Origin of the sequence: Streptomyces sp. NPDC026673 (genome assembly GCF_040638135.1) — a bacterium.
GTDB lineage: Bacteria > Actinomycetota > Actinomycetes > Streptomycetales > Streptomycetaceae > Actinacidiphila.
Map to the genome: position 1 here is coordinate 149,040 of NZ_JBEZXR010000007.1, position 20,405 is coordinate 169,444.

Sequence of the window (20,405 nt, forward strand, 5' to 3'; positions counted from 1 at the left end):
GCACGGTAACCCGGCGGGACGCCGCGACACGTCACCCCGCGGGACGAGACGTCCCGGACGGCCTCATCCGAAGGGATCAGCCGATCGTGGCGGCCTTCCAGGTCTCCTCTTCGGCGTCGAGGAGCGAGGCGATGACGGAGGGCTCCGGCAGCGGCCCGTGGTCGGCGGGGACCCGCAGGGCCGAGGCCGCCGTCAGGTGGCCGAGCCGCAGGGCGCGCTCCACCGGCATGTCCCGCAGCAGACCGCCGAGGAATCCGGCGGCGAAGGCGTCGCCGGCGCCGACCGGTTCGGCCACGCGCACGGTGAGGGCGGGCACGCTGTGGGCGTCCGTTCCGGTGAAGGCCGTGACGGCGTGCGCCCCGTCCTTGACCACGAGGACATGGGGGCCGGGCAGCAGATCGCGGACGGCGCGGGGGTCGGTGATCCGCTCGCCCCACAGGGCCTGCGCCTCGTCGAGGCCCACGAGGACGATGTCGGCCCGGTCGGCGAGCGGCAGCAGGACGTCGGCGGCGGAGCGGCCGGTCCACAGGGCGGGACGGTAATTGACGTCGAAACTGACGGGCCACGGGCGGTCGGGGCGCAGCGCCCGTTCGACGAGGGCGTGGCAGCCGGGCGACAGGGCGGGCGTGATGCCGCTGAGGTGGAGGAGGGCGGCTCCGGCCACGGCGGGGTCGTCGAGCACGTCGGGGGTGAGCGCCGAGGCGGCGGACCCGGCGCGGTGGTAGTGGACGCGGGTGCCGTGGGCACCGGGGTCCTTCAGCAGCAGCCCGGTGGGACGTACGGGGTCGGTGCGCACACCGCTGATGTCGACGCCGCCCGCCGCGATCCGTTCGCGGACGCGCCGGCCGAAGGGGTCGTCGCCGACCGCCGAGACCCAGCGGGCGGGGACGCCGTGGTCGGCGAGGTAGAGGGCGACGTTGGACTCGGCGCCCGCGATGTCGATCCGCAGCAGGTCGGCGTCGTCCAGCGGCCCGATGGGGTCGGGGGCGAGGGCGGCCATGGTCTCGCCGACGCAGACCACGGGGCCGGGACGCAATGGCCGGGGGGTGCTCATGCTGGCTTCCTAGGGGGTGTCGGCGCGGTCCGCGGGGGTGGCGGACGCGGGGCCCGCCGGGCGGTAGGGCGCGGCCGGTGTGCCGGGCACGTCCACCCGGACGGCGAAAACGGCGCCGTCGAGCGGTCCCGGGGCGGCCAGGCCGATGTGCGCGCTGGTGACGAACAGGGTCCTGCCGTCGGGTCCGCCGAGGCAGAGTCCGGCGGGCTGCCCGGCGGGCAGCTCGACGATCCGGTCGAGGCTGCCGTCCGGGTGGTAGCGGCGTGCCTGCCCGGTGCCCCAGACGGCGGTCCACAGCCCGCCCTCGGTGTCGGTGGTCATGCCGTCGGGGCTGCCAATGGTGAGGGTGACGAAGGGCTCGGGTGTGCCCAGGTCGCCGCTCCCGGGGTCGACCGGATAGCGCCGGATGACGCCTCGGGCGCTGTCGGCGAGGTACATCACGGTGCCGTCGGCGGTGAAGGCAGGGCCGTTGGGGATCGTGATGTCCCGCAGGACACGGGTGACGCGGCCGTCGCGGTCCAGGCGGTAGAGGGAGCCCGCGTCCTCGGTGGCCTCGTAGGCCATGCTGCCCGCCCAGAAGCGCCCGTGCGGGTCGGCGACGCCGTCGTTCATCCGCATCGCCACGGGGGCGTCGTCCTCGGGGCGCGCGATCCATTCGACCCGGCCCGCCGGGTCGATACGGCAGATGCCGGTGCCCGCGGCCGCCACCCAGTGCCCCGGGCGCCCCTCGACCGGCGCCACAGCGCCCAGGGGGAAGGGCACGTCGGCGATCCGGGTGAAGGGCGCGGCAGGGTCGTCGGGGGCGGAGAGCAGCCGGCCGCTGAGGATGTCGGTCAGCACGGCGCGGCCGTCCGTCCAGCGGATGCCCTCGCCGAGTTCCAGACGGTCGGTCCCGACAACCGCCGGGGATACGGGCGCGCTCATGCGTGGGCCTTCGGGCGGACGACGTCCAGGAAGGCGCGGGACCGTTCGCGCAGCGCGGTGACGCTGCCGCCCTCGGCGGCGTCGCCGATCAGGGGTGATCCGACGCCGACGGCGGTGGCGCCGAGTCGCAGGTAGGCCGCCGCGGCGTCCGCGTCCACTCCCCCGACGGGCACGAAGGGCAGATCGGGGAAGGGGCCGCGCAGATCGCGCAGGTAGCCCGGGCCGCCGGCGCTGCCGGCCGGGAAGAGCTTGAGGGCGTCGGCGCCGAGCCGCAGCGCCTGGAGGATGTCGGTGGGGGTCATCACCCCGGCGAGCACCGGGAGTCCGAGTTCGCGTCCGGTGGCGATGCCGTCGCTGACCGCCGGAGTGACGAGGAAGGAGGCACCGGCCTTCTGGGCGGCCCGCGCGTCGTCGGCGCTGAGGACGGTTCCGGCCCCGAGGGTCGCGTCCGGTCCGAGCGCGGCGCGGGCCCGCGCGATGACGTCGAGCGCGTCACGTCCGCTGAGGGAGACCTCGACGAGGGTGATCCCCTCCTCGGCGAGGGTGAGCACGGTGGTCAGCGCCGCGTCCGGGTCGCTGCCGCGGACGATGGCGAGCAGCCGGTGGGCACGCAGCGCGGCGAGCAGGTCCATCCGACATCCCTTCTGGTGGTGGGGGTTCAGGGGCGGCGGGTCGCGGTGACCGTGAGCCGCCAGGCGACCTCGCCCGAGGGCGGGACGACGGCCGTGTCGCCGTCGTCCGCCCCGGCGCGGTCGAAGACGCGGCCGAGCATCGGCTCGACGCCGATCGACCGGTACGGCGCGTCCTGGGGGAAGCCGCCGAGGTTGCGCCACAGGGCGACCGCGACCGGCTGTCCGCCGACCTCGACGGACAGGTGCAGGGTGTCGGGGCCGTCGTGCACGGCGACCCGTGGGGTGAGGACGACCGCCCCGACGGCGGTCCCGTCGTCCGGCCCGAGCCGGTCGAGCGGGATGCCGTCGACGCGCGGCCACTGCCCGGTGACCCAGCCGGCGCCCTCGTCGGGGTAGAGCCGGGTCTCCGCGGTTCCGTCGATGCCGATGCGCGCGGACGGGGAGAGCTCCAGCAGGGCGTGGGCGGCCCACACGAAGCGGTAGCCGGGTTCGGCGGTGAGCGTGTAGTCGGCGACGGCGGCTCCCGACTCCGCACGGAGCCGCCGGGTCAGGCGGAAGTCGGGGCAGTCCACGACGTCCGTGTCCCCGGCTCCGTCTCCGTCCCCCGCCCGCCGCCAGGGCCGTGACCAGGCGTCCCCGTGGTCGGGCAGCCCGCGCACCGTCGGTACGCACTCCTCCAGTCCGCCGGCGTCGGCGAAGGGATCGCCGGGCCGGACCAGACGGCGCCTCGGCTCGTCGCGGTGCCACAGCCATTCCCGGCCGCCCGCGGTCAGCGCGGTCCAGCGTCCGCCGTGGTCGGGGTCGGTGACCACGGAGACCGGGAGCCGGGTGCCGGTCACCATTCGGCGAAGGAGCCGTCGGCGTGCCGCCACACGGGGTTGCGCCAGGCGTGGCCGGAGCGGTCGGCGGCGCGGACGGCGTCCTCGTCGATGGCGACGCCGAGTCCGGGCAGTTCGGTGCGGCGCGCGTGGCCGTCGACAAAGCGGAAGGGCTCGGTGTCGACCAGGTAGGACAGCAGGTCGGCGTCCTTGTTGTAGTGGATGCCCCGGCTCTGCTCCTGGATCAGGAAGTTGGGTGTGGCGAAGGCGACCTGGAGGCTGGCGGCCAGTGCGATGGGGCCGAGCGGGCAGTGCGGTGCCAGGTGGGCCCCGAAGGTCTCGGCGAGCGAGGCGATCCGGGTGACCTCCGATATCCCTCCGGCGTGCGAGAGGTCCGGCTGGGCCACGGCGACGCCCGCCGTCAGCACCGGGAGGAATTCGGCCCGCCCGTAGAGCCGTTCACCGGTGGCGAGCGGCACGGACGAGGCGGAGACCAGCCCGGGGAGCAGGTGCGCCTGCTCGGGCAGGACGGGTTCCTCGACGAACAGCGGGTGCAGCGGGGCTATCTCGTGGAGCACACGGCGCGCGTTGGCGGCGCTGAACCGCCCGTGGAAGTCCACGGCGACGTCGCGGTGCGGGCCCAGGGCCTCGCGGGCGGCGGCGACGCGCTCGACGACGGCGGCCGTCTCCGCGGGGCTGCCGAGCGGCGGGGTGCGCCCGGCGGCGTTCATCTTCACCGCGGTGAAGCCCGCCTCCACCTGGGCGGCGATCTCCTCCTTGAGCCGGTCCGGTTCGTCGCCGCCGACCCAGGCGTACACCCGGACGGTGTCCCGGACGGGGCCGCCGAGCAGGGTGTGCACCGGAACCCCGAGGGCACGCCCGGCGATGTCCCACAGGGCCTGGTCGATGCCGGCCACGGCGCTGGAGAGCACCGGGCCGCCCCGGTAGAAGCCGCCCTTGCTCAGCACCTGCCAGTGGTCCTGGATCCGCAGGGGATCCTGGCCCACGAGGTGTTCGGCGAGCACCTCCACGGCGGTTCGCACCACCTCGGCCCGGCCCTCCACCACCGGCTCGCCCCAGCCGACGACACCGTCGTCGGTCTCGATGCGGCAGAACAGCCAGCGGGGCGGGACGAGGAACGTCTCGACGCGCGCGATCTTCACAGTGCCTGGCCGTCCTTCTCCTCGGCGGAATCGTCCGCGCTCTCGGGCGCGTGCGGGCCGCTGACCTTGTCGAGGTCGCGTGTCGCCTGGTCGAGCAGGGCGCGCATGGCGTGTTCCGCGGCGGCCGGGTCCCGGTCGCGCACGGCGTCGAGGACGGCTCGGTGGCTGGGCACCGGGTCCTCGCTGTGGGGGGCGCTGTGCACGAGCTGGTCGCGCTGGGCCAGGCCCGACTCGATGACCATCTCCATGCGTTCCAGCAGTTCGTTGTGGGTGGCCGCGAGCAGCGCCCGGTGGAAGGCGAGGTCGGCCTCCACGGCGTGGCTCGCGCCGCCCTCCTCGCCCATGGCGGCCAGCGCCTCCTCGAGCGCCTCCAGGTCGGCGTCGGTGCGACGGACCGCGGCCAGTCGCACGGCGGCCGGCTCGATGATGCCGCGGACCTCGCCGAGGTTGCGCAGCAGTCCCGGGTCGGCGGCGCTGCCGCTGCCCTCGGAGAACTGCCAGCGCAGCACGTCGGCGTCGAGCAGGTTCCAGTCGGAGCGGGGCCGCACGAACGTGCCGCGCTTCTGCCGGGCGTCGACCATGCCCTTGGCCGCGAGCACCTTCAACGATTCACGCAGGGCCGTCAGGCTGACGTCCAGCTCGCTCTGCAGGGCCGCCATGTCGAGCGTCGCTCCCTCGGGGATCTCGCCGCTGAGCACCCGGCGCGCGAGGGTCTCCACGGTCTGTCCGTGCACTCCGCGGCGCGCGTATGGCCTCATGTGTTTGCCTTTCTTGCTGTTCGGTCGGTGGCCGGTGCGTCCGGTTCCGTCAGGCGGATGCCTTGGCGACGCTCCAGCCGCCGTCCACGAGCAGGCTCGATCCGGTGATGTACGAGGCTTCGTCGGCGGCGAGGAAGGCGACGGCGGCGGCGACTTCCTCGGGGGTGCCGAAACGACGGGCGGCGGTCCCGGCGACGCTGAGTTCACGGTCGGCCTGCGGGACCCGGTCCCAGGCCGCCGTCAGGATCGGGCCCGGCAGCACCGCGTTGACGCGGACGTCCGGGCCGTACTCGACGGCGAGCTGACCGCACAGCGACAGCAGCGCGCCCTTGCTCGCCGCGTACGCCGGGTGGCCGGGGATGCCCCGGTTCGCGTGGACCGACGAGACGAGGACCACGGCCCCCTGCCGCTCGCGCAGGTCCGGCAGGGTCGCCTTCACCCCCAGGAAGGCGCCGGTGAGGTTGACCGACAGCTGCCGCTCCCACGAGGCGAGGCTCGTCTCGTGGGCCGGCGCGACCGCCACGGTGTACGCGTTGCTGACCAGGACGCCCACCGGCCCGAAGCCGTGGGCGGCGGTGATCACCCGCTGCCAGTCGTCCTCGCTCGCGACGTCGGCGGCGACGAACAGGGCCCGTGCCCCGTCCTTGCGCAGCCGCTCGGCCGTCTCCTCGCCGCGTTCGGCGGCGACGTCGACGAGGACGACGGCGGCGCCCTCCGCGGCGAGGCGTGCCGCGGAGGCCGCGCCGATGCCCGACGCGGCGCCGGTGACGACGGCGACGCGGTTGGTGAAGCGGGCAGCTGGGTTCATGGGGTGGGTCGTCTCCTGTTCGGGAATCAGGTGGGGTGCAGATTCTGCCGCTGTCGTCACTGCCGGGCCAGGACGGTCAACTCCGCGTCGTGTCCGGCGGTCCAGGCGAACGGCAACCCGGAGTGGAGCAGATAGGCGCCGCTGTAGCGGGTGCCGTCGGCGGTGTCGGCGTAGACGGCGTCCGGCCGCAGGCCGCGCAGTCGCAGCCGGGCGGCCCGGCCGGGCACCAGGGGTGCGCCGTCGAGCGGACCGGTGTTCCACGCCGTCACCACCAGGCGGGCACCGCCCGGTTCCTCGTACTGGATGCCGCAGGTCGGGTCGGCGGGGCTGCCCAGCAGGTGCACCTCGCCGTGGTGGACGACATCGCGGATCTCCTTGTAGCGGGCGATCCATCGCGCGGCCTCGGAACGCTGTTCCGGCGTCCAGTGGCGGATGTCGGCGCCGATGCCGAGCACGCCGGCGGCGGAGTTGACGAAGCGGAAGGCGAGCGAGCGCGGCCGCGGGTCGAAGACGCCGGGGGCGTCGGTGACCCAGGAGCTCATGGTGTGCGGGGCGTGCGCGTGCAGGTAGCCGTACTGGATGCGCAGCCGGTCCATGGGTGCGGTGTTGTCGCTGGGCCACACCACGTCGGTGCGGGCGATGGTGGCGTGCTCGACGCGGCCACCGCCGCCCGCGCAGCCCTCGACGGTGACGTGCGGGTGGGCGGTGCGCAGGTGGTCCAGTACGCGGAGGTAGCCGGCGACATGGGCGGCGTCGAGGTCCTGGAGCTCCGGGTCGGGGCCGGCCGGGTGACCGGGGCGGCCGCGCTCGGTGGGCGGCCGGTTCATGTCCCACTTGAGGTAGCTGATGGCGTGGGAGCCGAGGAGCCGGTCGAGGGTGCCGATGACGAAGTCCTGGACGTCCTCGCGGCCGAGGTCGAGCAGAAGCTGGTTGCGCACCAGCGTGGCGGGCCGGCCGTCGATCCGGTACACCCACTCGGGGTGTTCGGCGTACAGCTTCGAGCGGGGGCTGATGCCCTCGGGCTCTACCCAGAGGCCGAAGTCCATGCCGAGGGCGCGGACGTCCTCGATGAACCGGTCGAATCCGCCGGGGAACTCGGCCGGGTCCGGGTCCCAGTCGCCGAGGCCGCCGGTGTCGTCGGGGCGTCCGATGAACCAGCCGTCGTCGACGACGAAGAGTTCGGCGCCGAGTTCGGCGGCGACCTTGGCGAGCTCCAGCTGCCCGGCGGCGTCGACGTCGAAGCCGGTGGCCTCCCAGGAGTTGTAGAGGACCTTGCGCGGCCGGTCGATGCGCTCGCCGGTCAGGTGGCGCTCGTAGCGGTGCCACACGCGGGCCAGGCCGTCGAGGCCGTCCGGGCTGAAGGCGCAGGCCAGCCGGGGCGTGACGAGGGTGGCACCGGGGGCGAGGCGGACGGCGCCCTCGTGCGGTACGCGGCCGGCGCGGACGCGTACGGCGCCGCCGGGCTCGGCGTCCGCGGTGATCCGCCAGTTGCCGGACCACTCCAGGGCGATGCCGTAGGTGGGGGTGGGTCCCTCGGCGGGAGCGGCGGCGTCCTGGACGGCGAGCCAGGGGTGGTAGGCGTGCCCGGCCGAGCCCTGGGTGCTCTCCATCTCGAAGCGGCCGCGCTCCAGCTCGACGTCCTTGAGCTGGAACTCCTGGGACCACTGCCCGGAGAGGTAGCTGAGCCGTGAACCACCCTGGACGGGCACGTTGACGGCGGCGGAGTCGAAGCGCTCCAGGCGCACCTCCTGCTCGCCCGTGCAGGTCAGCTCCGCCCAGCGCAGGACGACATCGGTGCCGGGCACCGTCTCGTAGTGCAGCGTCGTGCGCAGCCCGAGGACGTCGTCGGAGAACTCCAGGCGCAGCGCCCGGTCGCCGTCCTGCGTGGCGCCGGTGAACCGCCACCAGCTGCCGCGGTCGCCGCCGGGGCGGGAGGCGATCAGGTCGGCGCCGGTGAACGGCCGCAGACCGTACGGGATGTACTCGGCCGGGGCCGCGTCGGCGGGGGTGATGAAGTGGGTGCGGCGCGACCAGTCCAGGGGCGACGGCCCGTCCTCGGCGCCGTGCGGCCCCCAGGCGGCGAGTTCGGCCCAGCGGCCGTCGCCGCCGAGGGTGACGGCGTAGGTGGTGGTGTCGGTGCGCAGCAGCCACCGGTCGTGCGTGGTCACTTGACGGCTCCGAGGTTGAGTCCGGCCACGAAGTGGCGCTGGAAGCTGAGGAAGACGGCCACGGTCGGGGCGGCGGCGATCACCGAACCGGCCGCGATGACGTTCCACATGGAGACGTACTGACCTTGCAGTCCGATGAGGGACGCGGTGATGGGCATCTGGCTGTCGGTGCGCAGCACCGTGATGGCCCACAGCAGGTCGTTGAAGATCCAGGTGAACGACAGGGCGCTCAGCGCGGCCAGCGCCGGCCGGGCCAGCGGCAGGATGATCCGCCAGTAGATCTGCCAGGGACCGGCGCCGTCGATGACGGCGGCCTGCTGGATCTCGCCGGGGATCGCCCGCATGAAGCCGTGCAGCACGAAGACGTAGAAGCCGACGCCGAAGCCGACCTGCACGCCGATCAGGGCGTACAGCTGGTCGTAGATGCCGAGTACTTCGCTCAGTTTGGAGACCGGGATCAGCAGGATCTGCGGGGGCAGCAGGTTGCCGCCGAGCATGAGCAGCAGCAGGACGCGGCGGAACGGCAGCTCGTAGCGGCTGAGCGCGAAGGCGGCCATGGAGGCGAGGCCCAGTGACAGCAGCACGCTGGGGACAGTGACCACCATGCTGTTGATGAGGGCGCGCTGCTGCCCGCCGTCCACCCACGCCTGGCGGAAGCCGTCCAGGGTGAAGGAGTGCGGCCAGCTCCCGACGCCGTGCGCGGCGATGTCGTCGAAGGTCCGGGTGCTGGTGACCAGGACGAGGACGATCGGCAGCAGCCACAGCGCGGACAGCAGGCCCGCGGTGAGATGGAAGCCGGTGGTGCGCAGGGCGCGGCCGCCCAGGAGGGACCGACGGGGCGCCGCCGGGACCTTGGCGGTCTCGCCGTCGCGGCCGGCCGGGTCCTTGACGCTCACGGCGGTGTGGGTGGCGGTCATCAGTCGGCCTCCCGGAAGGCGCGCACGAGGTAGCTCGCGATGACGCCGAAGGCCAGCACGAAGATGACGACGGCGAGCGCGGAGCCGTATCCCAGGCGCAGGGACTGGAACGCGGTGGAGTACATGTAGGTGCTCAGCAGTTCGGAGGAGTGGTACGGGCCGCCGCGGGTGAGCGCCCACACCACGTCGAACGAGCGCAGCGAGTCGATCACGATCACCGACAGGACGACGGCGTTGACGCTGCGCAGCTGCGGCAGCGTGATGTGCCGGAACTGCTGCAGGCGGGTGGCGCCGTCGACCTTGGCCGCCTCGTACAGCACGGGGTCGATGCCCTTGAGGCCGGCCAGGTACAGCACCATCACATAGCCGACCTGGCGCCACAGCGCGGGCACGATCACCGCGTAGAAGGCCGTGTCCTGGTCGGCGAGCCAGGCGTGCCGCCAGCTCCCGAGGCCGACCGCCTCCAGCACGTTGTTGATCAGGCCGTCCGGCTGGTACATGGCCTGCCACACCAGGGCGGTCGCCACCAATGAGAAGACCACCGGCAGGAAGAGCGCCGCCCGGTAGAACCCGATGCCGCGCCGCTCCTGCTGGAGCAGCAGCGCGGCACCGAGTCCCAGGGCGGCGGAGAGCCCGCCGAAGAGCAGCAGCCACAGCACCGTGTTGATCGCGGCAGTGCGGAAGACCGCGTCGTGCACCATCTCGCTGAAGTTGTCGAGGCCCACGAACTGCGGGGCGGCCAGCCCGTCCCAGGAGGTCAGGGAGAGGTAGAACCCCTGGAAGGCCGGCCAGAAGACCCAGAACGCCTCGACGAGCAGCGGGATGAGGACGAGGGCCAGGACCACCGGGGGCACCCGAGTGGCCCTGGACCGTCGTGTGGAGCCGAACAGCGCCATTGTCACTGGCTCCAGATCTTCTGTGCGCTGCGCTGCCACGTGGTGAGGATGGAGCCGATCTCCTTGGGCTTGGCCAGGTAGTGCACCAGCGCGGTGTCGGCGGTCGGCTGGAGGGCGTCGCTGGAGTCGCGGTTGAAGAACTGCGTCACGTCGGCGGCGCTCTCGATGAGCTTGCGGCCCTTGAGCACCAGGGGGGTGCCGGAGTCCTTGGCGTCCGGGTGCGTGGGCAGCGCGGTGCCGGAGGAGTTCTTGAGGTACAGCTCCTGCCCCTCGGCGGAGGCCAGGTAGCGCAGCAGCTCCTTGACGCCGTCGGTGCGCTTGCTGCGGGCGCTGGCGAAGTAGCCGTCGGTGGGCGCCTCCTCGGCGACGGGCACCTTCGGGTCGATGATGGGGAACTGGAAGAAGTCGATGTCGCCCAGGGCGTCCTTCGGTGCGGCGTCGGCGAAGAAGGTGCCGATGAGCATCATGCCCGTGCGGCCCTGGAGGAGGGCGGTGGTGGCGTCCTGGAAGGGGATCGCGGTGCCGTCGGGGTCGAAGTACGGGCGCGCCTCGTCCCACTTGTCGAAGACCTTGCGGACCTCGGGGTCGTCGAAGCGGTGCTTGCCCGCGAGGAGTTCGCGGTGGTAGGTGGCACCGTTGACGCGGATGTTGAGGTAGTCGAACCAGGCAGAGGCGACCCACGGGGTGTCGCCGCCGGCGCCGAGGCCGATCGGGTCGACGCCCTTGCTCTTGAGCTTGTCGCACAGGTCGAGGAACTCGTCCCAGTTCTTCGGCTCCTGGACGCCCCACTTGGCGAAGTTGGACTTCCGGTAGAACATGCCCCACCAGTAGTAGCTGGTGGGCACGAAGACCTTCTTGCCGCTGGAGGTCGAGGTGCAGAGCTTCTTCAGCGCGTCGGAGTAGCCGGACAGCTCGGGCTTGCCCCAGATGTCGTCCAGGTCGAGGAGCAGGTCCTTCTTCGCGTACGACTCGGCGACGGAGCCGGGGTACCAGGTGTAGATGTCCGGCGGGTTGGCCGAGGTGAGGTAGGTGGGCAGCTGCGTACGGAAGGTCTCCGACGCGACGGTGTTGAGCTCTGCCTCGGCGCCGCCGCGCTTGTTGAAGGCGGCCACGAGCTGCTGCATCGAGGTCTTCGCCTGCGGGGAGGAGAGGTTGGACTGCAGGGTCACCGGGCCGCCGGACTTTCCTCCGGAGGCGGACGGGCTCTGGGTGACGCAGCTGCTGAGCAGCGCGCCGGCGCCGACTGCGCCTGCTCCTACGAGGAATCTGCGGCGGGTGGCGTTGAAGGCGGTCATCTGTGCACTCCCTATGTGCCCACGGAACGGAGCTGAGGCCCCCTGACGGCCCGGCTCTGGGTGCGGCAGACACAGCCTGTCGCAGGGGTCCGCATGCCGTCAAGATTAATTAGTAATTTATTTTTCGAGAGGTGCGCCTCCGGCCGAACACGGCCCGGAGGCACACCCGTTGGTGCCGGATGGCACGGGTTGACGCAGGTGAAGCGGGGTGAAGCGGGGTGAAGCGGGGTGGAACGGGTTGGAGCGGGATCAGGGATCGACCACGTCCGCGGCATGTATCGCCGGAACCGCCGACCCGACCAGGACAGCGGCGCCGAGCGCCGCCGCGGTCTGCCGCAGTCGCGCCGTCCTTGCACGATGCGAAGCCACTGATTTCTCCCGAGAGTTGGGGATACGAAGCACCCCGCTCCAGTCGTGCCGGGCGCCGGTGCCACGGCGGAAACTGTGGCCGGACCCCCGAAGCCTGTCAATATTAATTGCTAATTAACTTAAAAACGCGATCTTCCGGTGATCTGACCGGCGTTCCCGCACCCGGGTTCCGTAGGATGCGGCGATGCCCACACCCCGTCCGCGCCTGGTCGCCAGCGATCTCGACGGCACGCTCCTGAGGAACGACGGCACGCTCTCCGCCCGCACGCTGGGCGCTCTGCGCTCCGCCGCCGGCGCGGGCGCCGAGGTCGTACTCGTCACCGCCCGGCCGCCCCGTTACCTCGACGCGCTCGCGGCCGCCACCGGGCTCACCGGGACCGCGGTGTGCGGCAACGGCGCGATCGTGTATGACATCGGCAGCCGCACCGTCACGGCGTCCACCCCGCTCCCCGTCCCCGTCGCCCGCAAGACGGCCGCCGCCCTGCGGGACGCGTCGCCCGGAATCGGCTTCGCCGTGGAGACGGGCCATCTGCTGCGCTGGGCCCCGGGGTACGGACACCACCTGCCCGAGGACGCCGCTGCCGAGGTCGCCGTCGGGTCGCTCGCGGAACTCTGGGTGACCCCGGATCCCGTCGTGAAGCTGCTCGCGTGGTCACCCGCGCTCGACGCGGACGCCCTGCTCGCCGTCGCGGAGCACGCCGCGGGCGGCCAGGCGCAGTTCACCCATTCCGGGGGCCGGGGCCTGCTGGAGGTCAGCGCCCACGGCGTCACGAAGGCGGCCGCCCTCGCGGACCTGTGCGCGGCCCGCGGCATCCCGGCCGCGGAGGTCGTCGCCTTCGGCGACATGCCCAACGACCTGCCGGTTCTGACCTGGGCGGGCACGGCCTGCGCCGTCGCCAACGCGCACCCGGCGGTGCTGGCCGCGGTGCGCACGCACACGGCGTCCAACGAGGACGACGGCGTGGCCCGCGTCCTGGAGCGGCTCTACGGGACGAATCCGCCGGGGCGTTGACACGGAGTCCGGTCCGGACCCACACCGAGCCGGTCCGGGGGGCGATGTCCGAGCCCTGTGCGACCGTCACGGCATGGCCTCCACCCGCCGCGGACGCGGCAGCACGACGACCGGACAGCCCGACGGCTCCTCCGCGGAGAAGAGCACGCCCCCGCACGCCGCGCCGGGCGCCGCACCCTATGTGGACCCGCGCGTCGTGGGCGACGGGGCTCCGCACCACCCGGAGAACACCGTGCACCGCCGCTTCGGTGAGGCGTCGGCCGCCGCAGAGGGGGCGCTACGACAGGGGATTCCGCACATCGAACCGGACCCGAAGCGGCCCTGATCCGGAACAGATCCGGAACAGAGTCGATCGCCCCGGCCGTGGCACGCGCGACCGCGGCACCGGCCAGGTGCCCCCGGGGTCACTCCGCCCCGCCGGCCTCCTCCGCCGCCTCGCGCAGCGCGTCGAGGACCGGACGCAGCAGGGGGTGCTCCTCGGCGCCGCGGCGCACGGCGGCGAAGACGCGGCGGGTGGCGACGACGTCGTCGACGGGGCGGACGGCGACCCCGGACAGGTCCATGTCGCGCAGGGCACTGCGGGGGACGAGCGCCACGCCCGCGGCCGCGGCCGCGAGGGCGACGACGGCGCGGAAGTCGTCGGAGGAGTGCTCCAGGCGGGGCTGGAATCCGGCGTACTCGCAGGCGAGGACGACCACCTCGTGGCAGGGGTTGCCGGGGTAGGGGCCGATCCAGGTCTCGTCGGCGAGGTCGGCGACGCGGACGGTGCCGGTCGGGGCGCCGGCGAGCCGGTGGCCGGCCGGCAGGACGGCGTCGAAGGGCTCGGCGTACAGCGGGACGCGGGAGAGCCGCTGGTCGTCGGCGCCGGGGCCGCCGCGGTACTCGACGGCCACGGCTATCTCCGCGCGCCCGTCGAGCACCATGGGCAGCGACTCGTCGCCCTCGGCGTCGCGGACCCGGACCCGGATGCCCGGGGCGGTGCCGCCGAGCGCGGCGATGGCCGGGGCGAGCACCAGCGAGATGCCGGTGGCGAAGGAGGCCACGGTCACCTCGCCGGCGGCGCCGGAGGTGTACGCGGCCAGCTCGGCCTCCGCGCGTTCGAGCTGGGCGAGCACCGCGTTGGCGTGTGTGAGCAGGATCTCCCCGACGGGGGTGAGCTGGACCCCGCGGCCGCCGCGTTCCAGCAGCCGGTGGCCGGTCTCGTTCTCCAGCGCCGCGAGCTGCTGGGAGACCGCGGAGGGGGTCAGGTACAGCGCGGCGGCCGCGGCGGTCACCGTACGGTGGTCCGCCACGGCCCGCAGGGTCCGCAGCCGTCGTGCGTCAATCACCCATTCATCCTGCCAGGGCCTCGCGCGCGGCGATGAACGCGTTCACCGCCTTCTCGACGTCCGCGGTGGAGTGGGCGGCCGACAGCTGGACCCGGATGCGGGCCTTGCCGTGCGGCACGACGGGGTACGAGAAGCCGATGACGTAGACGCCGCGCTCCAGCAGCAGCTCCGCCATGCGGCCCGCCTCCGAGGCGTCGCCGATCATGACCGGGGCGATGGGGTGCTCCCCGGGGAGGATCTCGAAGCCGGCCTCGGTCATGCGGGAGCGGAAGAGCGCGGTGTTCTCGGCGAGGCGGGTGCGCAGTTCCTCGGAGTCCTCGATCAGGTCCAGGACCTTGAGGGAGGCGGCGGCGATCACCGGGGCGAGGGAGTTGGAGAACAGGTACGGGCGCGAGCGCTGGCGCAGCAGCGCGACGATCTCCGCGCGGGCCGCGACGTAGCCGCCGGAGGCACCGCCGAGGGCCTTGCCGAGGGTGCCGGTGATGATGTCGACCCGGTCCATCACGCCGTGCAGGGCGTGGGTGCCGCGGCCGCCGGGGCCGGTGAAGCCCACCGCGTGGGAGTCGTCGACCATGACCATCGCGTCGTAGCGGTCGGCGAGGTCGCAGATCTCGTCCAGCGGCGCGATGTAGCCGTCCATCGAGAAGACGCCGTCGGTGACGATGAGGCGGCGGCGGGCGTCGGACGCCTCCTTGAGGCGGGCCTCCAGCTCGGCCATGTCGCGGTTGGCGTAGCGCAGGCGGCGGGCCTTGGACAGCCGGATGCCGTCGATGATGCTGGCGTGGTTGAGCGCGTCGGAGATCACGGCGTCGCGCTCGTCGAGCAGGGTCTCGAAGACACCGCCGTTGGCGTCGAAGCAGGAGCTGTAGAGGATCGTGTCCTCCATGCCGAGGAAGGCGGACAGCCGGGCCTCGAGCTCCTTGTGGACCTCCTGGGTGCCGCAGATGAAGCGGACGGACGCCATGCCGTAGCCCCAGCGGTCCAGGGCCTCCTTGGCGGCGGCGGTGACCTCGGGGTGGTCGGCGAGGCCGAGGTAGTTGTTGGCGCAGAAGTTGAGCACGTCGCCGGGCAGGCCGCCGGAGGTGACGGCGACGGAGGCGCTTTGCGGGCTGCCGATCACGCGCTCGGGCTTGAACAGGCCCGCCTCGCGGATCTCGTCGAGGGTGGTGCGCACGTCGTCGCGGACGGAGTCGAACATCGGGGATCTCCCTGGAAGGTGCGTGGGTGCGGGTGGGCCGTGACTCGGCGGGTCCTGAGGTCCCGGAAGGGGTCAGGACGTCCAGTCGAGGACGACCTTGCCGCAGCGTCCGCTCGCGGCGTCGTCGAAGGCGGCGTCGAAGTCCCGGTAGGAGTAGCGTCCGGTGACCACGGGGGCGATGTCGAGGCCGCCCTCGAGCAGCACGGACATGGCGTACCAGGTCTCGAACATCTCTCGGCCGTAGATGCCCTTGATGGTGATCATCGACGTGACGATCTTGGCGAAGTCGACGGAGAAGTCCTCCGAGGGCAGGCCGAGCATCGCGATGCGCCCGCCGTTCGTCATGTTGGCGATCATGTCGCGCATGGCCTCGGGGCGGCCGGACATCTCCAGGCCGATGTCGAAGCCCTCGCGCAGGCCGAGCTCGCGCTGGCCGTCGGCGATGGTGGTCTCCGCGACGTTGAGGGCGAGGCTGACACCGACCTTGCGGGCGAGCTGCAGGCGGTACTCGCTGACGTCGGTGATGACGACGTTGCGGGCACCGGCGTGCTTGGCGACGGCGGCGGCCATGATGCCGATCGGGCCGGCGCCCGTGATCAGCACGTCCTCGCCGACCAGCGGGAAGGACAGCGCGGTGTGCACGGCGTTGCCGAAGGGGTCGAAGATCGCGGCGATGTCGAGGTCGACCGGGACGCGGTGCACCCACACGTTGGACGCGGGCAGGGCGACGTACTCGGCGAAGGCGCCGTCGCGGCCGACGCCGAGGCCGATCGTGTTGCGGCACAGGTGGCGGCGGCCGGCCAGGCAGTTGCGGCACTTGCCGCAGACGAGGTGGCCCTCGCCGCTGACCCGGTCACCGGGCTTGATCTCGTCGACGTCCGCGCCGACGGCCGCGACCTCGCCGACGAACTCGTGGCCGAGCACCAGCGGGGTGCCGACGGCCTGCTGCGCCCAGCCGTCCCAGGCACGGATGTGCAGGTCGGTGCCGCAGATCCCGGTCCGCAGCACCTTGATGAGGACGTCCCCGGGACCGATCTCCGGCTCCGGGACGTCCCGCAGCCACAGGCCGGGCTCGGCCTTCTCCTTCACCAGTGCCTTCACTCTTGCCACTCCTGCCGAGAGACGATGCGACCCGGCCCGCGCGGGGGAACGCGGGCCGGGCACGGGGGAGCCCGGGGCGGAGCGGCGGCGCCCGTCGGCGCCGGCTCGCGCGATGCGCCGGGCAGACCACAATCTGCCCGGCTTCGAGCGTTCAGTCCATCGATCTTTTCTTAAGCTCGGCAACAGCGCAGCTTCACGCTCCGCCGCAAGAGTGGCGCGGGCGGTTCAGCGCGGGGCCAGCGCGGCCAGTTCCCTGGTGATCGCATCGGTGTCCTGGAACGTCAGCCCGAGGCGGGCGACGTGCTTCCAGCGCACGATGCCGTCGGCGTCGACGATGAAGACCGAGCGCTTCAGGCCGAGACCGGGCATCTGGATCCCGTAGGCCTTCACCACCGAGCGGTCGGTGTCGGCGAGCAGCGGGAAGCGCAGGTCGCGCTTGCGCGCGAAGTGCTCGTGGCTGTCGAGGTCGCTGAAGTTGATCCCCCACACCGCCGCCCCGAGGTCGCGGAAGCGGTCCAGGTCCGAGGTGTACGAGCACAGCTGCTTGGTGCACACCGCCGAGTCGTCGCCGGGGTAGAAGGCGAGCACGACAGGGGCGCCGCGGTGCGCCGACAGGGAGTACTCGCCGCGCTCGGCGGCGCCGTCGTCGGCGAGCAGGACTCCCTGGAGCGTGAAGTCGGGGGCGGGGGCGCCGATCTCGGGCACGGGCATGGCGGGTCCTCTCCTACGGGGGTCGGGCTCGGCGGCTCTCGCCGTGCGCCGGTGTCGGGAACAACGATACAGAACGTTCGTTCTTGCCGAGACGCTACGCCCCGCCGTCCGCTACCGTCAAGGACATGAGCGCCCCGCCCGCCGTTCCCCTCGCCACGTCCGCCGCCCCGGACGCCCCGCCGCGCGAGCGGATCCTCGCCACCGCGGCCCGGCTGTTCTACGCCGAGGGCATCCACGCCGTGGGCATGGACCGGATCGTCACCGAGGCCTCGACCACCAGGGCCACGCTCTACCGCCACTTCGTGGGCAAGGAGCAGCTGGTCCTGAGCTACATCCAGAGCACGGACGAGCAGATCCGCGCCCTCAGCTCCGCGGCCCTGGAGGGGCTCGACCCGCGGGAGGCGCTGCGCGCCGTGGCGGGCGCGCTCGGCGACCAGCTGTGCGCGCCCGGTTTCCGCGGCTGCCCGTTCCTCAACGCCGCCGCCGAGTACCCGGACCCGGCGGACCCCGTCTCGCGGGCCATCGTGGCCCACCGGCACTGGCTCCGGGATCTCGTCGCCGGACTGCTCGCGGAGGCGGGTGCCCCGGAGCCCGCCGAGGACGCGGCGACGCTGATGATGCTGCGGGACGGCGCGATGATGACCGCCGCCCTCGGCGACGCGGACACGGTCCGCGTCTCCCTGGAGCGGGCGATTCGGCGGCTCCTGACCTCGGCCGGGGTGGGGTGAGCGCTCCGGCACGGCGCGTCGGCCCGTGCGGCCGACGGCTCGTCGCCGAGACGGCGAGGGGCGGGCGCCGCAACGCGTGAGACGGGCGGGGACGCATCCCGTCGGCGCCCATGCGGCCCGGATCGCCCGCGGCGCACGGCCGGCGGCGCCACGCCGTGACGAACCGCCTTCGACCGCCTCCGGCGTGAGCCGTACGGGGCCCACGGCTCCCGTGACGCGCGAGGCCGTACGGTCACCGGCCCGTGCCGGTTGACGGCTCGCCTCGCACGGCGGCCGCGCGGCACGACACGGCCCCGGCCGCACGGGCCGCGGCCACCAAGCGGCGCTTCCGTGACCGCGCGGCCGGGATCAGCCGGCGTGGGTGGAGAACAGGCCGCCGGTCGGGCCCTGCTTGTCGCCGCCCTGGGCCTTCTTCAGTGCGTTGGCCAGGCCCTCGATGGTCATGGACTGCAGGATGACACGCCCGTCGCCCTCCAGCGTCGCCAGCGACAGCCCCTCCCCGCCGAAGACGGCGTTCATGATCCCTTGCCGGTTGAGGCCGCCGATGCGCTGCACGCCGTAGCGGACGCCGTCCTCGAAGGCGACGATGCAGCCGGTGTCGACCTCGATGCGGCCGCCGAAGTCGGCGGGGTTGAGGTCGATGAAGTTGCCCGCGCCCGCGATGATCACCGTGCCGCGACCGGTGAACTTCTCCAGGATGAAGCCCTCGCCGCCGCTGGTGCCGGTGCGGCCGCCGTGGAAGGCGATGCCGAAGTCGACGGTCGACTCGGCGGCCACAAAGGCGTCCTTCTCCGCGTACCAGGCGCGCGATCCGTCCAGTTCCAGGGCGCGCATCTCGCCGGGCAGGAAACCCGCGAAGCCCACGGTGCCCTCGCCGCCGCTCGCGCTGAAGTACTGGAAGGCGATGCTCTCGCCCGCGATCATCCGCTGGCCGACCTGCATCGCCGTGCCCATCGCCTGCCGCAGCATGCCGCCCATGCCGCCGCCCGCGCCGCCGCCCTGGGGCTGGGCCTGGCCGCCGGGGCCGGACAGCCGGGTGTCCATGCTCACATTGGCGGTCTTGAAGAGGAACTTCCCCGCCTCGCAGTAGACGGTCTGTCCTGGCTGGAGGGTGCACACGGCCATCTGCATGGCGTTGCCGACGATCTGCTGCTTGAGGGTCACTGCGGTACTCCGGGTGGTCTCGGGACGCTCTCGTTCAGACGGATGTACCCGACAACGAACGACCCGGACGTTTCGGTTCCGCTTGCTCCTCGGCCCGCGGCGCGGGGGCGGGCGGCCGGCCGCCCGCGTCGAGGAAGCGGGCGAGCGGCAGGGTGGCGGCGCCGACCGTGACGGCGTCCGTCCCGAGCCTGCCCAGCTCGATGGAGGTCTGGGCGCAGGGATGGTGGAGCGCGTACGCCGCGGTGGCCTCGCGGACGGCGGGCAGCAGGCGGGGGCCGATCATCAGGCCGGTCCAGCCGGAGAGCACGATGCGCTCGGGGTTGAAGAGGTTGACGAGGTCGGCGATGCCGGCACCGAGGTACTCGGCGGCCTCGTCGAGCAGCGCGACGGCGGCGGCGTCGCCGGCCTCGGCGGCGTCGAGGAGCGCGGCGATCGCGGACTCCTCGCTGCCGCCGGTGGCAGCGCCCCAGCGCTCGATGAGCGCCTCGGCGCCCACGTAGGCCTCCAGGCACCCGAGGGCGCCGCAGCGGCAGCGCCGGCCGCCGACCTGGAGGGTGGTGTGGCCCCACTCCCCCGCGCTGCTGCTGGCGCCGCGGTACGGCTTGCCGTCGGCGACCACGCAGGCCCCGACCCCGGAGCCGAGCAGGGCGATCACGGCGTTGCGGGCACCGCGGCCGGCGCCGAACCACATCTCGGCCTGGCCGAGGGTCTTGGCGCCGTTGTCGATGTGCAGCGGCAGGGACGTGCCCTCGGCGAGCAGCGCGCCCAGGGGGACGGCGTCCCAGTCGATGGTCTGGCCGTGGACGACCGCGCCCGCGCCGCCGGTGCCCTGCTCCACGATGCCGGGGACGCCGATGCCCACGCCGAGCACGAGGGCGGGATCGACCCGGCTGTCCTCCAGGACGGCGGACAGGCCGTCGAGGATGAGGCGGACGACCAGGGCGACGTCGTGGCCGCTGTCGGCCAGCGGGCGGTCGGTGGAGGAGAGCTCCGCGAGGGCGAGGTCGAAGAGCGTGACGCGGACACGGGTCTCGCCGACGTCGACGCCGATGAGGAAGCCGTGGCGGGGGGCGACCTTGAGCATGACGCGGGGACGTCCGCCGTCGGACTCGACGGAGCCGGCCTCCTCGACGACGCCGTCGGCGATCAGTTCGGCCACGACGTTGCTGATGGAACCTGTGCTCAGTCCGGTGTCCCTCGCCAACTCCTGACGGCTGAGGGGTCCTTCGAAGTACAGGTGGCGCAAGAGCGCCGAACGGTTGCCCCGCCGCAGGTCGCGTACGGTCCGCTTGCCTCGGTCTGCCATGGTGCTCCCTCCCCGGCTGAATCTATCGCTGCGCCAAGTCTTGACGCCAGGTTTT

20 protein-coding genes are annotated in these 20,405 nt (G+C 73.1%); 3 read left to right on the forward strand and 17 right to left on the reverse strand.

The window, feature by feature from the left end; translation table 11 throughout:
- Positions 1-76: 76 nt before the first annotated feature.
- The 11 genes from AB0F62_RS08525 to AB0F62_RS08575 are packed head-to-tail and all read right to left on the reverse strand — an operon-like array spanning position 77 to position 11,433.
- Positions 77-1,054, reverse strand: coding sequence for a sugar kinase (locus tag AB0F62_RS08525; protein ID WP_361793845.1), 978 nt, complete (start codon positions 1,052-1,054; stop codon positions 77-79).
- 9 nt (positions 1,055-1,063) lie between these two features.
- A complete protein-coding gene (locus tag AB0F62_RS08530; RefSeq protein WP_361793848.1) occupies positions 1,064-1,978 on the reverse strand; it encodes an SMP-30/gluconolactonase/LRE family protein in 915 nt (304 codons plus the stop codon).
- Positions 1,975-2,610, reverse strand: a complete 636-nt coding sequence (locus tag AB0F62_RS08535) for a bifunctional 4-hydroxy-2-oxoglutarate aldolase/2-dehydro-3-deoxy-phosphogluconate aldolase (RefSeq protein ID WP_361793851.1) — start codon at positions 2,608-2,610, stop codon at positions 1,975-1,977. Before AB0F62_RS08535 ends, AB0F62_RS08530 begins: the two co-directional genes overlap by 4 nt.
- Before the next feature lie 26 nt (positions 2,611-2,636).
- Positions 2,637-3,452 carry a hypothetical protein gene (locus AB0F62_RS08540; protein WP_361793854.1) on the reverse strand — a complete coding sequence of 272 codons (816 nt, stop codon included), beginning with the start codon at positions 3,450-3,452 and terminating at the stop codon, positions 2,637-2,639.
- Positions 3,446-4,591 (reverse strand): galactonate dehydratase, encoded by a 1,146-nt coding sequence (gene dgoD, locus AB0F62_RS08545; RefSeq protein ID WP_361793857.1) that lies wholly within the window; start codon positions 4,589-4,591, stop codon positions 3,446-3,448. Before dgoD ends, AB0F62_RS08540 begins: the two co-directional genes overlap by 7 nt.
- Complete coding sequence (locus tag AB0F62_RS08550) at positions 4,588-5,349, reverse strand: FadR/GntR family transcriptional regulator (RefSeq protein WP_361793860.1); 762 nt, start codon at positions 5,347-5,349, stop codon at positions 4,588-4,590. The genes dgoD and AB0F62_RS08550 overlap by 4 nt, the downstream gene beginning before the upstream one ends.
- A gap of 49 nt (positions 5,350-5,398) precedes the next feature.
- Positions 5,399-6,157, reverse strand: a complete 759-nt coding sequence (locus tag AB0F62_RS08555; RefSeq protein WP_361793862.1) for a glucose 1-dehydrogenase — start codon at positions 6,155-6,157, stop codon at positions 5,399-5,401.
- Between the two features lie 56 nt (positions 6,158-6,213).
- On the reverse strand, positions 6,214-8,325 hold the full coding sequence (locus AB0F62_RS08560) for an alpha-galactosidase (RefSeq protein ID WP_361793865.1): 2,112 nt from the start codon (positions 8,323-8,325) through the stop codon (positions 6,214-6,216).
- Positions 8,322-9,242: a carbohydrate ABC transporter permease gene (locus AB0F62_RS08565; protein WP_361793868.1), complete on the reverse strand. Its 921-nt coding sequence runs from the start codon at positions 9,240-9,242 to the stop codon at positions 8,322-8,324. The genes AB0F62_RS08560 and AB0F62_RS08565 overlap by 4 nt, the downstream gene beginning before the upstream one ends.
- The gene (locus AB0F62_RS08570) at positions 9,242-10,087 is read right to left on the reverse strand and encodes a sugar ABC transporter permease (RefSeq protein WP_361793871.1); all 846 of its coding nucleotides are present in this window, start codon (positions 10,085-10,087) and stop codon (positions 9,242-9,244) included. The genes AB0F62_RS08565 and AB0F62_RS08570 overlap by 1 nt, the downstream gene beginning before the upstream one ends.
- A 53-nt stretch (positions 10,088-10,140) precedes the next feature.
- Complete coding sequence (locus tag AB0F62_RS08575; protein WP_361793874.1) at positions 10,141-11,433, reverse strand: ABC transporter substrate-binding protein; 1,293 nt, start codon at positions 11,431-11,433, stop codon at positions 10,141-10,143.
- A 553-nt stretch (positions 11,434-11,986) separates the two neighbouring features.
- Here AB0F62_RS08575 and AB0F62_RS08580 point away from each other — a divergent pair.
- Both AB0F62_RS08580 and AB0F62_RS08585 read left to right on the forward strand, forming a co-directional pair.
- Complete coding sequence (locus AB0F62_RS08580) at positions 11,987-12,814, forward strand: HAD family hydrolase (RefSeq protein ID WP_361793877.1); 828 nt, start codon at positions 11,987-11,989, stop codon at positions 12,812-12,814.
- A 73-nt stretch (positions 12,815-12,887) separates the two neighbouring features.
- Complete coding sequence (locus AB0F62_RS08585; protein WP_361793879.1) at positions 12,888-13,139, forward strand: hypothetical protein; 252 nt, start codon at positions 12,888-12,890, stop codon at positions 13,137-13,139.
- Between the two features lie 79 nt (positions 13,140-13,218).
- Here AB0F62_RS08585 and AB0F62_RS08590 read toward each other — a convergent pair whose 3' ends face one another.
- The 4 genes from AB0F62_RS08590 to AB0F62_RS08605 form a co-directional block, all read right to left on the reverse strand.
- Positions 13,219-14,142 carry a LysR family transcriptional regulator gene (locus AB0F62_RS08590; RefSeq protein WP_361793882.1) on the reverse strand — a complete coding sequence of 308 codons (924 nt, stop codon included), beginning with the start codon at positions 14,140-14,142 and terminating at the stop codon, positions 13,219-13,221.
- A gap of 4 nt (positions 14,143-14,146) precedes the next feature.
- On the reverse strand, positions 14,147-15,340 hold the full coding sequence (locus AB0F62_RS08595) for a glycine C-acetyltransferase (protein WP_361793885.1): 1,194 nt from the start codon (positions 15,338-15,340) through the stop codon (positions 14,147-14,149).
- A 72-nt stretch (positions 15,341-15,412) separates the two neighbouring features.
- A complete protein-coding gene (gene tdh, locus AB0F62_RS08600; protein ID WP_361793888.1) occupies positions 15,413-16,441 on the reverse strand; it encodes an L-threonine 3-dehydrogenase in 1,029 nt (342 codons plus the stop codon).
- A 225-nt stretch (positions 16,442-16,666) separates the two neighbouring features.
- Entirely contained in the window at positions 16,667-17,152 is a 486-nt protein-coding gene (locus tag AB0F62_RS08605; RefSeq protein WP_361793891.1) for a peroxiredoxin, read from the reverse strand.
- Positions 17,153-17,277: 125 nt separating this feature from the next.
- Between AB0F62_RS08605 and AB0F62_RS08610 the strand changes: the two genes are divergently transcribed.
- Positions 17,278-17,880, forward strand: coding sequence for a TetR family transcriptional regulator (locus tag AB0F62_RS08610; protein WP_361793894.1), 603 nt, complete (start codon positions 17,278-17,280; stop codon positions 17,878-17,880).
- 348 nt (positions 17,881-18,228) lie between these two features.
- Here the strand turns inward: AB0F62_RS08610 and AB0F62_RS08615 are convergent, their stop codons facing one another.
- Both AB0F62_RS08615 and AB0F62_RS08620 read right to left on the reverse strand, forming a co-directional pair.
- Positions 18,229-19,044 carry an AIM24 family protein gene (locus AB0F62_RS08615; RefSeq protein WP_361793897.1) on the reverse strand — a complete coding sequence of 272 codons (816 nt, stop codon included), beginning with the start codon at positions 19,042-19,044 and terminating at the stop codon, positions 18,229-18,231.
- A 34-nt stretch (positions 19,045-19,078) separates the two neighbouring features.
- Positions 19,079-20,350, reverse strand: a complete 1,272-nt coding sequence (locus AB0F62_RS08620; protein ID WP_361793900.1) for an ROK family transcriptional regulator — start codon at positions 20,348-20,350, stop codon at positions 19,079-19,081.
- Between the last annotated feature and the right edge of the window lie 55 nt (positions 20,351-20,405).

Bases quoted from the DNA above. Each gene is read 5' to 3' on its own strand.
- AB0F62_RS08525 (WP_361793845.1), bottom strand. From the start codon at position 1,054: ATGAGCACCCCCCGGCCATTGCGTCCCGGCCCCGTGGTCTGCGTCGGC.
- AB0F62_RS08530 (WP_361793848.1), bottom strand. From the start codon at position 1,978: ATGAGCGCGCCCGTATCCCCGGCGGTTGTCGGGACCGACCGTCTGGAA.
- AB0F62_RS08535 (WP_361793851.1), bottom strand. From the start codon at position 2,610: ATGGACCTGCTCGCCGCGCTGCGTGCCCACCGGCTGCTCGCCATCGTC.
- AB0F62_RS08540 (WP_361793854.1), bottom strand. From the start codon at position 3,452: ATGGTGACCGGCACCCGGCTCCCGGTCTCCGTGGTCACCGACCCCGAC.
- AB0F62_RS08550 (WP_361793860.1), bottom strand. From the start codon at position 5,349: ATGAGGCCATACGCGCGCCGCGGAGTGCACGGACAGACCGTGGAGACC.
- AB0F62_RS08555 (WP_361793862.1), bottom strand. From the start codon at position 6,157: ATGAACCCAGCTGCCCGCTTCACCAACCGCGTCGCCGTCGTCACCGGC.
- AB0F62_RS08565 (WP_361793868.1), bottom strand. From the start codon at position 9,242: ATGACCGCCACCCACACCGCCGTGAGCGTCAAGGACCCGGCCGGCCGC.
- AB0F62_RS08575 (WP_361793874.1), bottom strand. From the start codon at position 11,433: ATGACCGCCTTCAACGCCACCCGCCGCAGATTCCTCGTAGGAGCAGGC.
- AB0F62_RS08580 (WP_361793877.1), top strand. From the start codon at position 11,987: ATGCCCACACCCCGTCCGCGCCTGGTCGCCAGCGATCTCGACGGCACG.
- AB0F62_RS08585 (WP_361793879.1), top strand. From the start codon at position 12,888: ATGGCCTCCACCCGCCGCGGACGCGGCAGCACGACGACCGGACAGCCC.
- AB0F62_RS08595 (WP_361793885.1), bottom strand. From the start codon at position 15,340: ATGTTCGACTCCGTCCGCGACGACGTGCGCACCACCCTCGACGAGATC.
- AB0F62_RS08605 (WP_361793891.1), bottom strand. From the start codon at position 17,152: ATGCCCGTGCCCGAGATCGGCGCCCCCGCCCCCGACTTCACGCTCCAG.
- AB0F62_RS08610 (WP_361793894.1), top strand. From the start codon at position 17,278: ATGAGCGCCCCGCCCGCCGTTCCCCTCGCCACGTCCGCCGCCCCGGAC.
- AB0F62_RS08620 (WP_361793900.1), bottom strand. From the start codon at position 20,350: ATGGCAGACCGAGGCAAGCGGACCGTACGCGACCTGCGGCGGGGCAAC.